We start from the raw sequence: 13,198 nt of genomic DNA on the forward strand, positions 1-13,198 counted from the left end.
ATGCAGATCTGCCGAAGAACCAAGCTCCTGCTTTGGACCCTAAATATCCTCTGGGGGTCCGGGGGGCGAAGCGCCCCCGGCCGTCGCGGGACGCAAAGCTACTCCGCCGCCACCGGCCCTGCCTCCGGGCTGCGGCGCAGCCCCTCGATCAGCACATAGATCACCGGGGTGATCAGCAGCGTCAGCACGAAGGCCAGGGACAGCCCGCCCACGATCACCGCGCCGATGGCCTGGCGGCTTTCCGATCCCGCGCCCGTGGCGATGGCCAGGGGCACCGCGCCCAGGACCGTGGCGATGGTGGTCATCATCACCGGGCGCAGGCGGGTCACGGCGCCCTCGCGCGCGGCGACGGCCAGGGGTTTGCCCTCCTCGCGCAGCTGGTTGGCAAATTCCACGATCAGGATGCCGTTCTTGGCCATGATGCCGATCAGCAGGATCATCCCCACCTGGGAAAAGATGTTCACCGTCCCGCCGGTCAGCCACAGCGTCCCCACCGCCCCGGCCAGGCCCAGGGGCACGGTCAGCATGATCGTCAAGGGCGTGCGGAAGCTTTCGAACTGCGCGGCCAGGACCAGGAAGACGATGGCCAGCGACATGGCAAAGACCGAGGCGATTCCCCCGGCGCTTTCCAGGTAGTCCTTGGCCTGCCCTTCCCAGGCCAGCACCGCGCCCGCGGGCAGATCGACCGCCGCCGCCTCGACCGCCGCCATCGCGCCCGCCAGATCGGTGCCGGGACCGATATCGGCCTCCATCTCGACCGAGATCAGGCGGTCGTATCGGTTCACGGCGGGCGCGGTGGCCCCCGTCTCGATGCTGGCGAAAGCCCGCAGCGGGATCAGGTCGCCCCGGTCGTTGCGCAAAAACACCCCCAGCATGTCCTGCACAGAGTCGCGGTCCTGGGGATCGGCCTGCAGGATCACCGGATATTGCCGCCCGTCGCTGGTGTATTCGCCCACGCTGCGGGACGCGAACAACACCTGCAGGGTCTGGGCGATGGTTTCGGACGACAGCCCCAGATCCTGGGCGCGGGCGCGGTCGATCGACAGGCTGGCGCCCGGCTGGTTGGCGGAATAGCCCACCTCGACCGAGGCGAGGCGGGGGTCGCCCTCCAGCTGGGCGGCCAGGTCATTCGCCCAGGCGGCGGCGCGCGCCATGTCCGGGCCGCCCAGCATCCAGCGGATATTGCCCTGGCCGCTGGACAGGCCAAGGCCGCCCGCGGCGCGGATAAAGGTCTCGGCCTGGGTGATGCGGGCCAGTTCCGGGCGCAGGGTGGCGATCACCTGGTCCACGCTGACGGCGCGGTCCTTCCAGGGGGCCAGGTTCACGAACAGCAGCGAGCGGCGCAACTCGCCCCAGGTGCCGACGATGGTGGTCACGTTGGTCACGGTACCGTCCGCGCGCAGGGGTTCCAGCAGCGCCTCGACCTGGCGGGTGGCCGCATCCGTATAGGCCAGGTTCGACCCTTGCGGCGCGGTCACGGTGATGCGGATCTGGCCGCGATCCTCGTCGGGCGTCAGTTGCCGGGGCAGGTGCCCATAGACGGCGAAAGCCCCCGCCATCAGAAAGGCGGTCACGGCCAGGATCGGCAGGGGCCGGGCGATCAGCCGGTCCAGCACCGCGCCATAGACCCGCTCCAGCGCGCCGATCATGCGGTTGACGCTGCGGGTCAACAGGTTCGGGCGTTCCTCGCGCGGCATGATCTTCGCGGCCAGGACCGGCGACAGGGTCAGCGCGATCAGGGCCGACACGGCCACGGCCACGGCCAGCACGATGCCGAATTCGGCGAACAGCTTGCCGATCTCACCTTCCATGAAGCTGACGGGCACGAAGACCGCGACCAGAACGGCGGTGGTGGCGATCACGGCAAAGCTGACCTGGGCCGATCCGTCGCGCGCGGCCTGCAGCCGCGACTTGCCCATGGCGCGGTGGCGCTGGATGTTTTCCAGCACCACGATGGCGTCGTCCACCACCAGGCCGATGGCCAGGATCAGCGCGAACAGCGTCAGGATGTTGATGGAAAAGCCGAAACCCAGCATCGCCAGCCCCGCGCCCAGGGCGGAAATCGGAATGGTCACCACCGGGATCATCGACAGCCGCATCGACCCCAGGAACAGGAAGATCACCGCGATCACCAGGCCCACCGCCTCGGCAAAGACCTTGAGCACCTGGTGGATCGAGCTTTCGATGAACACGGCCTCGTCCGCGGTGATGTCCAGGGCCATCCCCGGGGGCAGGGTCGGGCGGATCCGGTCCAGTTCGGCCCGCACGGCTTGCGAGATGGCGACGGTGTTGGCCTGGGCCTGCGGCTGGACGCCCAGGCCAAGCGAGACCACGCCATTGGCGCGAAAGATCGACTCGCGCTGTTCGGGGCCTTCCTCGATGCGGGCCACGTCGCCAAGGCGCAGGGGGCGGCCCCCCCGGTCCCCATCGGCGCCCCGGATCACCACCTGGCGGAAGGCGTCCGGGCTGGAAAACCGGGTCCGGGCCAGGACCTGCAACTGCCGGGCGCCGGTCTCGATCTCGCCTGCGGGCAGTTCGATGTTGTTGGCCTCCAGCGCGGCGATGATGTCGCTTGTGGTGACGGCCTGGGCGGCCATGCGCGAGGGGTCCAGCCAGATGCGCATCGAGGGCGACCGCGCGCCGAAGGTCGCGGTGTTGGCGACGCCGGGCAGCCGGGCCAGCCGGTCCACCAGGAAGCGGTCGGCATAGTCCGACAGTTGCAGCGGCGTCATGGCGGGGCTGGACAGCGACAGGCGCACGACCGGGTCGCCCTCGCTGTCGTTCTTGTCCACGCGGGGACGCTCGGCCTCCTCGGGCAGGCGGCCCACCACCCGGTCCACGGCATTGCGCACGTCGTTGGCGGCCGCGTCGATGTCGCGGCCGGAATCGAAGGTCAGCACCGTGCGCATCCGCCCGCGTTCGGATTCCGTGGCCATGGCGGTGACGCCGCTGACGCCCGCCAGCGCGCCCTCGATCACGGATGCGACCTGGCTGTCCACCACATCGGGGGCCGCACCCGTGTAATCGACGCGGACCGTGACCTCGGCGGCCTCGACCCGGGGCAGTTCGCGCACCGGCAGGCGCGACATGGCGACCGCGCCCACCAGCACGATCAAGAGGTTCAGCACCGTGGCCATCACCGGGCGGCGCAGCGACAGGTCGGGCAGGCTCATCCGCCGCCCTCCGCCGGGGCCGCGGCCTCGACCCGGCGCCCCTCGGCCACGGGCTCGATGGCGCTGCCGTCGGACAGGCGGTGCAGGTTCGTCACGATCACCCGGGCAGAGGGGGCCAGGCCCGAGACGACCTCGACCAGCCCGTCCTGCTGCTGGCCGGTGACGATCTCGACCTGGCGCGCGGTGCCGCCGTCCGCGACCATGACCAGGGTCCGGTCGCCCTCGACCGTCAGCGCGTTTTCCGGGACGGCGGGGCGCTGGCGTTCGTCCAGCACCAGCCGCACCTGCAGGAACATGCCGCCCGCCAGCGCGCGGTCGTCGTTGGCGATCTCGGCGCGCAGGGCCAGGCTGCGGGTCGCGGCATCCACGCGGCTGTCGATGCGGCTGATGACGCCCCCGAACACCCGCCCCGGCCAGGCGGCGGATGTCAGGTCCACCCGTTGCCCCCGTTCCAGGCGTGGCAGCAGGGTTTCGGGCACGCTGAAATCGACGGCGATCATCGACAGATCGTCCAGGGTGGCGACGGGGGTGGTGGTGTCGATCACCTGGCCTTCCACCAGGTCCGACATGCCGATGACGCCCGCGAAGGGCGCGCGCAGGCTGCGGTCCTCCAGCGCGACGATGGCGCGGTCGCGCTCGGCCTCGGCGCGCAGCAATTGCGCCTGCGCGGTCTGATAGGCGGCATCCGACGCGCTGCCCGAACGGTTGAGGCTTTGCTGGCGGTCAAAGGCCGCCTGCGCCTCGGCCAGGGTGGCGTCCGCGGCCTTGAGGTCGGCCTGTTCGGCGCGGCTGTCCAGTTCGACCAGCACGGCCCCTTCCTCGACCCGGTCGCCGGGCTGGAAGGCGATGCGGCTGATGCGGCCGCCGGATTCCGCCACCAGATCGACGGCCTGGCGGGCGCGGGCGGTGCCCACGGCGGTGACGGCATCGGCAAAGGTGACGATCTCGGGCGCGATGGTTTCCACCCGCAGGGGGGCGGCTGCCGCGCCTTGGGCTGCGGGGACCGGTTCGGGGGCGGCCAGCAGCCGTTCGGTCAGCCACATCCCGCCCGCCGCGGCGGCCCCGATCACGACCAGTCCCAGGACGGCCCTCACCGCGCGCATGCCTGCTCCTTCAAGGGTTCAGAGTGGGTCGTTTCCAGAACAACCGATCGGGCCAGAAGGGACAACCGATATCGACGCGGTCCCGGACATGTGAAGTTTGTAAACGAATGTCTCAGATGGCGCGGATGGGGCCCTTGAACAATGCCGGCGAGGCCGGAGGATCAGGCCAGGGGCATCCCCCCTTTGGTCGCGTGCATGGTCCTTACACGATCCTTTCGCGTAAGGCGTCCGCCCGCAACGCCGCCTTCAACGCCCCTGTCCGGGCCGCCACCTCGCGGTGAATCCGCGCATCCTCGGCGTAATGGGTTTCCACGAAAGAGCGGACCTCGTCCATTTGCAGGATTCCGCTGGCCTCGGCCGCGTTCTTCCTGGCCGAAAGCAGGCGCAACGCCCCATCCTTGATCCGGGCATGGATATCCAGCGGCAAGGTGCGGCGCAGCACGTCGTTCACGCGATAGGCAAGGCCGCCGACCCGCTTGAAGCGAAGCTCGACGTTCTGATTGCTGCGCGTGCCCGATTCCATGGGCGTGTCCGTCATCCGGCCGATATGGGCGATGAAATCGGGCACCAGCTCCATCGGGATCAGGTGATCGACGATCCTGCGGTCCTCGTCATGGATGAAATCGCGCTGCCGGGCGAAGAAGATGTATTTGCTGGATGGCCTGTCCAGTTGGTCCGCCACCTCCTTGATCGTCCTCAAGGTCAGATCGCGCAATTCGTCCTGGGGAATGAGCGTCATGGGCCGCTTGTCGTACCGCCACAGCATCTGGCGCAGGGACGACCCGAACCGCTCCAAGGGATCGCGCACCACCGCATAGGAGGTGAAACGTTCCAGATAGGAATATTCCCGGGGGAAATGCTGCCTGAGAATGGAAAGCGGCACATGGCCGTAATCGATGTTCCCCAGGACGGGATGGGTTCCCACCTCTGCCATCCCGATATGGTCCGGGTCGCACTTGATCAACTGCGTGCGCACCGAAGTGCCCGCGCATTTCGGGATATGGACGAAAACGAACTGATGTCGCGGGCTGATTATCATCGGGCGATCCTGGGCTTCACCGTGAAACGGACTTGAACTTCATCACCTGGGCCGGAATGTCCCGGGGCTGGCGGTTTTTGGAAACGCCGGATCCTGGCATGGGGACCGCAGGTTCATCAAGCGCCTGTCCCCATGCCCCGACCAGGATGCATCCGCCGCCTTCGTTCCTTCAAACACTGGTGCCGCCCCGAAAGTAACCATCTTGGACCGATGATCGGCGAACGGAAAGGCGGGAACTGTCTGCCCCTAACCGCATCGTGACCAAGCCTCGCCAAAACCGGGGTTCCGATCCCGGCCTGTTCTAGCTTAGCTGGCGCCATCCCCATCCGAAAGGCCCCCGCCCATGATCGCCCGCCGCCTTGTCCTGTCCGGTGCCGCCGCCTGCGCAATCAGTGCCGCCCTGCCCGCGCGCGCCGCCGTTGCCGATCCGGGCCGCCCGAACCCCATGCCCGAGGAACTGCGCAAGTCCCTGGAACGCGACCCGACCGCGCCGGTCCTTGGCAACCCCAAAGGCGACATCACCCTGTCGGTGTTCTTCGACTACAACTGCCCGCATTGCCGCAAGATGGCCGGGCCGATCGGGGCGCTGATCGCGTCCGACCCCCGGCTGCGGGTCGTCTATCGCGAATGGCCGGTCTTCGGCGAGGAGTCGGAGTTCGCAGCCCGCGCGTCGCTCGCCTCGCTGGAAACCGGCAGATACTGGCAATTCCACACGGCCCTGCTGGCCATGAAGGACCGCGCGGCCGAGGCCAGCGTGATGCGTGTGGCCCGCCAGCTTGGCCTGGATCAGGCCGCCCTGCGCCGCGGCATGGAGGCGGAACCCGTGACCCGCCATATCCAGTTGTCCTTCCAGCTGGCCGAGCATATGGGCCTGATGGGCACCCCCACCTTCATCGCGGGCGACGAGGCGGTCTTCGGCGAACAATCCCGCGCCGATCTGGCCGGGCTGGTCGGGCGCGGGCGCCGGACGCTGGGCCTGGCCTGAGGCGCGGATTCCCGGGACAAGTGGGGACGCGCTGCGCATCCCTCCTGCCGGCCGCATCCCCGGGATCGCCCCCTATGGCGAATGTCGATCCGTCGGCCCCGCAGCGCCGATCTTCATCAGGCCATAAGGACCGCTTGCGGCCCCTCTGCGCTCTGAAGCGCCGACAAGCGGCGCGGGACTGCCCGGGCTTGATGATGAACAGGCTTGGGCTAGATTGATCGCAGGAGACCTTGGCCATGCCCCTGCAAACCCCTTCGCAAGCCCTGGAACAGGGGCGCGACCTGATCCGCGACCTTGCGGCGCGGCACCACACGGCCAATCCCCGCGTGTTCGGGTCGGTCCTGACCGGCCAGGACCGCGCGGGCAGCGACCTGGACCTGCTGGTGGAGCCGCTGCCCCGAACCACGCTCTTTGACCTGGGCGGCTTGCAGGATGCGCTTCAGGAAGCCCTGGGCGTGCGGGTCGATGTCAGAACCCCCATGGATCTTCCCCCGCATATCCGGGCGGAGGTGCTGCGCCACGCGGTCCCGGTTTGAGCGGACCGGCGCGGCTGGCCGAATGGCTCTGGCAGATGGTGCAGGGCGCGACGGATGCGCTGGCCTTCACGGAAGGCATGGACGAGGCCGATTTCCTAGCAGACCTGCGCACGCAGCGTGCCGTGGTGATGAGCTTGATGATCCTGGGCGAGGCCGCCAGCCGTGTCCTGGCGGATCATCCCGAGTTTACCGAAGCGCATCCCGGCATCCCATGGCGCGGGATGCGGGGGATGCGCAACCGGATCGCGCATGGATATTTCGACATCGACCTACATGTGGTCTGGCAGACGGTCCGGTCCGAGTTGCCGTCCCTGATCAAGGGCTGGCGTCTTCCCGGTCCTGATCAGCGGCACTGCCGCGTGAAGGGCCAGGGGAAACGCATGTGTTTCCCCGCCCTTGCTGCGGCGGCTCTGCTTCAGCCTTACCAGCTGGTCAGCACGGACCCTTCGTATTTCTTGTCGATGAAGGCCTTCACCTCGGCGCTGTGATAGGCCTCGACCAGCTTTTTCGCCCAGTCCTGGCCTTCATCCCCTTTCCGCACCACGATGATGTTCACGTAAGGGCTGTCGGCCTTTTCCATGGCGATGGTGTCGGTGTTGGGGTTCAGCCCTGCTGCCAGCGCATAGTTGGTGTTGATGATGGAGGCATCCGTGTCGGCCAGCGACCGGGGCAGCTGCGCGGCGTCCAGTTCCAGGAATTCCAGGTTCTTGGGGTTTTCCGTGATGTCGAGCGGCGTCGGCACCAGCCCCGTGCCCTCGGCCAGCTTGATCAGGCCCAGATCCTGCAGGATCAAGAGCGCGCGCCCGCCGTTGGTCGGGTCGTTGGGGATGCCGATCCGGGCCCCGTCCGGCAGATCCGCGATGTCCTTCAGCTTGTCGGAATAGACGCCCATCGGCGTGGTGATGGTGGTGCCGATCTCGACCAGGTCGAACCCGCGGTCCTCCATCTGGTTTTCCAGATAGGGCCGGTGCTGGAAGCTGTTGGCCTGGATGTCGCCGTCGGCCAGCGCGGTGTTGGGGATCACGTAGTCCGAAAACTCGACCACCTCGATGTTGAGGCCCATGGGCTCGGCGACGCGGGCGACCTCCTCCATGATCTCGGCATGTTCGCCGGGCGAGACGCCGACCTTGATGTCCTCGGCCCAGGTGGCGGGGGCCATGGCGGCCGTGGACAGGGCCAGGGCGGAAACGAACGTGGCAAGACGCAGCATCGGATGGGTTCCTTTCTTGTCTGCGAAGAAATCGGGGGAAACTCAGCGGCCCCGGTTGCGGGGCGCGCGCTTGTCGAAGCGGGCGGCGATGCGTTCGCCGATGGACTGCACCAGTTGCACCAGCACGATCAGGACCACGACCACGGCGGCCATCACCTCGGGCATGAAGCGCTGGTAGCCGTAGCGGATCCCCAGGTCGCCCAACCCCTCGCCGCCCACCGCGCCGACCATGGCGGAATAGCCGATCAGGCTGACCACGGCCAGCGTCAGGCCAAGCGCGATGGATGGCCGCGCCTCGCGGATCAGCACCTTGCGGATGATCTGGAAGGGCGTGGCGCCCATGGCGCGGGCGGCCTCGATCAGGCCCGCATCGACCTCGCGGATGGCGTTTTCCACCAGGCGGGCGATGAAGGGGATCGCGGCCAGGGTCAGCGGCACGATGGCGGCGTTGGTGCCGATCGAGGTGCCGACGATGGCGCGGGTCAGCGGGATGATCGCCACCACCAGGATGATGAAGGGCACGGACCGCGTGGCGTTCACCACCAGCCCCAGAACCTTGTTCGCCCAAGGCGCCGACAGCAGTTCCCCCCGCTGCGAGACAGCCAGGAACACCCCCAGCGGCAGGCCGAAGGCGGTGCCCAGGATGGTCGAGGCCGCGACCATGTAGAGCGTTTGCAGCGTCGCTTCCCACAGAAGGGGGATCAGGTTAGCGGACATGGCCCAGCACCTCGGTCAGAAGCCCGTGTTGTTCCAGATAGGCCCGCGCCTCGGGGCCGCGATCGGCATCGACGGAAATCAGCAGGTTGCCGAAGGGATGGGGGCCCACCTCCTCGATGGCGCCGGCCAGGATGTTGCTGGCGATGCCCTTTTCCACGGCCAGCTTGGACAGCATCGGGTCGGTGGCGTGGGTGCCGGCGAAGGTCACGCGGATCACTTCTTCCGAAGGGCCGTCGGGGCGGGCGGGCAGCAGCCGCCCGGCGATGAAGGCGGGCAGCGTCAGCCCGGTCACGCCGCCCAGGAAGGACCGGGTGGTCGGATGCGTGGGCCTTGTGAAGATGTCGTAGGTCGGGCCCGATTCCACGATCCGGCCCCCTTCGATCACCGCCATGTGGCTGGCGATGTCGCGGACCACCGCCATCTCGTGCGTGATGAGCAGGATCGTCAGGCCCAGGTCGCGGTTGATGTCGGCCAGAAGCCGCAGCACGGTTTGCGTGGTTTCCGGGTCGAGCGCGCTTGTCGCCTCGTCCGACAGCAGCACCCTGGGGCTTGTGGCAAGCGCCCGGGCGATGCCCACGCGCTGCTTCTGCCCGCCCGACAGTTCCGCCGGATAGCGCGCGGCCAGGCCATCAAGGCCCACGCGGGCGATCAGGTCGGTCACGCGGGCGCGGATGGCCTCCGCAGGCTCTCCCGCGATTTCCAGGGGCAGGGCGATGTTGCCCGCCACCGTGCGGGACGACAGCAGGTTGAAATGCTGGAAGATCATCCCGACCTCGCGCCGGATCGCGCGCAGCGCCGCGCCCCGCGCGCGCCCCACGTCCCGGCCCGCCACGGTGACGGTGCCGCTTGTCGGCCGTTCCAGCCCGTTCACCATCCGCAGAAGCGTCGACTTGCCCGCGCCCGACCGGCCGATGATGCCGCAGATCGCGCCAGGCTCCACCGCCAGCGTCACGTCGTCCAGCGCATGAACGCGGGCGCCGCCCGGCCCGGCGAAGGCCTTGCCGACCCCTGAAAAGCTGATCGCCGCGCCTGCGGCGGCTGTGCGTGCCGCCCCTGCGGCGGGATTGCCGGTCATTCCGTTTCGTCCTTGCGGCCAGTCCGGGCGGGGTTGCCCCAATCGGGGGCGGGACGCAAGGCCGGTGATGAATCGCATGGCCCCCCGGCCCCGTTGCGGATAGTCTGGCGGCAATAGCCGGAGACCGGATTTTCATGAGTGTCCTGAACGCCGATTTCGCCGCCTCCGATGCCGGATCCCGTCCGGCCTTCCGCGCCTACGGGGACAGGCGGTATTTCGCATCGTTGAACGGGTTGCGGTTTTTGTGCATCGGGGCCGTCCTGTGGCATCATTCCCCGGCGAACACGCTGGTGACCTCGCCCCGGCTGCTGGAACGCGGCTTCGTGGGCGTGGACTTCTTCTTCGTCCTCAGCGGCTTCCTGATCACGACCCTGCTGCTGCGCGAGGAACGCGGGACCGGGCGGATTTCCCTGCCGGGCTTCTATCGCCGCCGCGCCCTGCGGATCCTGCCCGCCTATGTCCTGCTGGTGACGGCGATGTCGGCCTATTGGATCGGCGTGAAGGGTTATCACGACCTGGCCGGAATGGTGCCCTATTACTATGCCTTCCTGGCCAATTTCCTCAAGGGCGACATCCCGCTGCTGACGATCACCTGGTCGCTGTCGGTCGAGGAACAGTATTACCTGCTCTGGCCTGCCCTGCTGGTGGTGCTGCCGCTGGCCTTCCGGCTGCGCGCCGGGCTTCTGGCGGTCCTGATCGGCCTGTGCCTGCTGGCCATGCTGGGACTGGCCGACTGGCTGGATCTGCCGCGCCTGGAAACCGCCCATGCCGTCTTCGTCCTGCCCGGCATGTCCTACATGGCGATCCTCTGCGGGTCGCTGATGGCGCTGCTGCTGGACGATCCCGCGGGGTTCCGCTGGCTGTGGCGGCTCTGCGGCTGGCGCGGCGCGCCCCTGGCGCTGTTCGGGGCGCTGCTGCTTTATTTGCAGCTGACGCCCGATTCCCTTCTGGGCTGGCCCGCCCTGGGCATGGATGTCCTGATGGCGCTGTGCCTCGCCTCGCTTGTCGTGCGAGAGGATCACGTGCTGCGCCCGGTCCTGACCCTCGCCCCCCTGGCCCGGGTCGGAGAGATCAGCTACGGCATCTACCTGTACCACCTGATCGGGCTGCACGTCGCGAACGAGGGCCTCGCGCGCAGCGGGCTTGCCGCGCCGCAGGCGGCATGGGCCGTGACCCTTCTTTACCCGCTGGCCGCCATAGCCATCGCCGAGGCAAGCTTCCGCTGCCTCGAGCGTCCTTTCCTGGCGCTGAAATCGGGACATGCCGCGGGCCGGGGCAACCCCGCCCCCGGCCGCTGAGGGCCGGGATCATTTTCCCTTTCAAAGCCCGTCTTCCCGCTGGCCTGTTCCCCCGGCATTTGGCACAAGCCCCGGGCAGGCGGGCCCATCCGGGCCCCGGTGCAAGGATGTCCAGGTTCGCGATGCGGTCAACTTCATGCTGACGAAAATCCTGCGCTCGACCAGCGGGCGCGCCGCAAGCTGGACGATGATCGGCTTTGGCGCCAATTACGCGATCCGGCTTTTGTCCACGCTGGCCCTGACCCGGCTTCTGGCGCCCGAGGTCTTCGGCCTGATGAGCCTGGCCTGGGTCCTGCTGGGGGCGCTGACGATGCTCAGCGACGTGGGCACCGTCCCCTCGGTCATCCGCAGCCCTCGCGGCGACGACCCCGATTTCCTGGACACCGCCTGGAGCGTGCAGGCCGTGCGCGGGTTCTGCCTGGGCGGGCTTGTCCTGCTGCTGGCCTGGCCGGTATCGCGCCTTTACGACGAGCCGCGGCTGTTCCCGATCCTGTGCGCGGTGTCGGTCATGCCGGTCTTCCAGGGGCTCAACTCGATCGCCATGGCCACCTGCCGGCGGCATGTCCGGCTTGGCACGCTGACGGTCATGGGCCTGACAGGGCAGATCGTGACCACCTCGTTCAACGTCCTGTTCGCCTGGTGGCTGCAATCCGTCTGGGCGCTGGTCCTGGGATCGGTCGTGGGCGTGCTGTTCGGCCTGGTCGCCAGCTACCTGTGGCTGCCGCCCTATCGCCCGCGCCTGCGCTTTCACCGCGACGCCATGGCCGAGATCGTGACCTTCGGCCGCTGGGTCCTGCTGGCGACCCTGTTCACCTATTTCGGCGGCCAGGGCTCGACGGCGATCATGGGGCTGGAAGTCCCCCCCGAGACCCTGGGCCTGATCACCATCGCCACCACCATCGCAGGGGCCTTCAGCGATCTTGTGCTGCGGGTTCTGAACCAGGTGGTTTTCCCGTCCATCGCCCGGATCTATCGCGAGGGGGGTGACATCGGCGCGGCCGTGGAGCGGGTGAAGAGGATCATCTTCCTCTGCGTCCTGCCGGTCTTTCTGTGCATTTCGCTGGCCAGCCAGCCCATCATCGACCTGCTTTACGACCCGCGCTATGCCCAGGCGGGAAGCTTCCTGGCCCTGCTTGCCCTGAACAATGCGATCGGGACATTGCAGGTGCCCTATCAGAACGCGATGCTGGCCGCAGGAAACAGCCGTGTGCATTCCGTGGTGATGGGCGTGTCGGCCGTCTCGACGGTTCTTCTGATGCTGGTCGGGATGCATGTGGCCGGCATCTATGGCATGATCGTGGGCTTGGGGGTCGGCGGAAGCCTGCTGCCCTTTGTGGCATCGGCCTATTTCGCAAGACGATATGGCATCATGCATTTGAAATACGACCTGATGACACTTGCGCCGGTCCTTGCCCTTTACGGCTACACGCTCTTCAAGATCCTGGGATAGGAACCGTTAGCCCAGGACCGCAAGGCGGCGCAGCTGAAATTCCATGGCGGGGCCGCCCGCGTCTTTGCGGCCGAGCGGTGCGCAACCGCGCCGCAAGCCTGATCGTCGGCCACCTGACCGCGCAGGCCTGGCAGGACTTCGGCAAGGGCAGGCGGATGGCGGGGATCAGGACGATCCTGGACGCGCTGTCCCGGCAGCCCTTCAGGCGCGGCTCATGGAAGAGTCTTCTGCTGATGCTGGCCCGGTCCCTTCCCGGCCGGCGCTGAGCGCGCCGGGAACAGCCCCGCAAGGCCGCGCAGGGCCATCACGAGTGCCATCCCGCCCAGGAACCCCGCCCAACCGCCGCCGACATAGCCGAGGGCGATCCCCCAGAAGGACGCGCCCTGGAGCCACAGGGCCGCAGCCCCCGTGAAGGATCCGGCCAGGATCAGGAACAGCGCCACGACGATCATGCCGGGGGCCGAGGGTAAAAAATCGAGGCTTGCGCGGGGACGGCCATGGGCAGGGACACTTCGTGATGTCGCTATGATCTTGTGCATCAAACCATCTTCAGGAGAACCCGCAATAGAAATTATCAACCTGAGGATGATTTCAGTGATTCGGTTGTATCAG

General features: G+C 67.9%; 12 protein-coding genes. 5 read left to right on the plus strand and 7 right to left on the minus strand.

The genetic code is table 11. The annotated features are described in order from the left end of the window. Nucleotides 1-98 precede the first annotated feature (98 nt). From JX613_RS11345 to JX613_RS11355, 3 genes are all read right to left on the minus strand, one after another. Nucleotides 99-3,173 carry an efflux RND transporter permease subunit gene (locus tag JX613_RS11345; protein WP_207101580.1) on the minus strand — a complete coding sequence of 1,025 codons (3,075 nt, stop codon included), beginning with the start codon at nucleotides 3,171-3,173 and terminating at the stop codon, nucleotides 99-101. Beyond that, nucleotides 3,170-4,276 (minus strand): efflux RND transporter periplasmic adaptor subunit, encoded by a 1,107-nt coding sequence (locus tag JX613_RS11350; protein WP_207101581.1) that lies wholly within the window; start codon nucleotides 4,274-4,276, stop codon nucleotides 3,170-3,172. Before JX613_RS11350 ends, JX613_RS11345 begins: the two co-directional genes overlap by 4 nt. Nucleotides 4,277-4,478: 202 nt before the next feature. Beyond that, nucleotides 4,479-5,315, minus strand: a complete 837-nt coding sequence (locus JX613_RS11355) for a sulfotransferase family 2 domain-containing protein (protein WP_207101582.1) — start codon at nucleotides 5,313-5,315, stop codon at nucleotides 4,479-4,481. A gap of 343 nt (nucleotides 5,316-5,658) precedes the next feature. Between JX613_RS11355 and JX613_RS11360 the strand changes: the two genes are divergently transcribed. From JX613_RS11360 to JX613_RS11370, 3 genes are all read left to right on the plus strand, one after another. Next, nucleotides 5,659-6,300, plus strand: coding sequence for a DsbA family protein (locus tag JX613_RS11360; RefSeq protein WP_207101583.1), 642 nt, complete (start codon nucleotides 5,659-5,661; stop codon nucleotides 6,298-6,300). 236 nt (nucleotides 6,301-6,536) lie between these two features. Then, the gene (locus JX613_RS11365; protein WP_207101584.1) at nucleotides 6,537-6,836 is read left to right on the plus strand and encodes a nucleotidyltransferase family protein; all 300 of its coding nucleotides are present in this window, start codon (nucleotides 6,537-6,539) and stop codon (nucleotides 6,834-6,836) included. Next, nucleotides 6,833-7,324, plus strand: coding sequence for a HepT-like ribonuclease domain-containing protein (locus JX613_RS11370; RefSeq protein WP_237168515.1), 492 nt, complete (start codon nucleotides 6,833-6,835; stop codon nucleotides 7,322-7,324). The genes JX613_RS11365 and JX613_RS11370 overlap by 4 nt, the downstream gene beginning before the upstream one ends. Here JX613_RS11370 and JX613_RS11375 read toward each other — a convergent pair. From JX613_RS11375 to JX613_RS11385, 3 genes are read right to left on the minus strand one after another with little or no spacing between them, the layout of a single operon-like run. Continuing rightward, on the minus strand, nucleotides 7,258-8,046 hold the full coding sequence (locus JX613_RS11375) for a MetQ/NlpA family ABC transporter substrate-binding protein (RefSeq protein ID WP_207101585.1): 789 nt from the start codon (nucleotides 8,044-8,046) through the stop codon (nucleotides 7,258-7,260). The genes JX613_RS11370 and JX613_RS11375 overlap by 67 nt on opposite strands. A 42-nt stretch (nucleotides 8,047-8,088) precedes the next feature. Next, complete coding sequence (locus tag JX613_RS11380; RefSeq protein WP_207101586.1) at nucleotides 8,089-8,763, minus strand: methionine ABC transporter permease; 675 nt, start codon at nucleotides 8,761-8,763, stop codon at nucleotides 8,089-8,091. After that, on the minus strand, nucleotides 8,753-9,838 hold the full coding sequence (locus JX613_RS11385; protein ID WP_207101587.1) for a methionine ABC transporter ATP-binding protein: 1,086 nt from the start codon (nucleotides 9,836-9,838) through the stop codon (nucleotides 8,753-8,755). Before JX613_RS11385 ends, JX613_RS11380 begins: the two co-directional genes overlap by 11 nt. 134 nt (nucleotides 9,839-9,972) lie before the next feature. On the opposite strand from JX613_RS11385, the gene JX613_RS11390 reads away from it, so the two are divergent. Both JX613_RS11390 and JX613_RS11395 read left to right on the plus strand, forming a co-directional pair. After that, entirely contained in the window at nucleotides 9,973-11,136 is a 1,164-nt protein-coding gene (locus tag JX613_RS11390) for an acyltransferase family protein (protein WP_207101588.1), read from the plus strand. A gap of 136 nt (nucleotides 11,137-11,272) precedes the next feature. Next, nucleotides 11,273-12,586, plus strand: coding sequence for an oligosaccharide flippase family protein (locus JX613_RS11395; protein ID WP_207101589.1), 1,314 nt, complete (start codon nucleotides 11,273-11,275; stop codon nucleotides 12,584-12,586). A 212-nt stretch (nucleotides 12,587-12,798) separates the two neighbouring features. Here JX613_RS11395 and JX613_RS11400 read toward each other — a convergent pair whose 3' ends face one another. Next, entirely contained in the window at nucleotides 12,799-13,125 is a 327-nt protein-coding gene (locus tag JX613_RS11400; RefSeq protein WP_207101590.1) for a hypothetical protein, read from the minus strand. Between the last annotated feature and the right edge of the window lie 73 nt (nucleotides 13,126-13,198).

The sequence above is a fragment of the Paracoccus shandongensis genome (assembly GCF_017315735.1).
Lineage (GTDB): Bacteria > Pseudomonadota > Alphaproteobacteria > Rhodobacterales > Rhodobacteraceae > Paracoccus > Paracoccus shandongensis.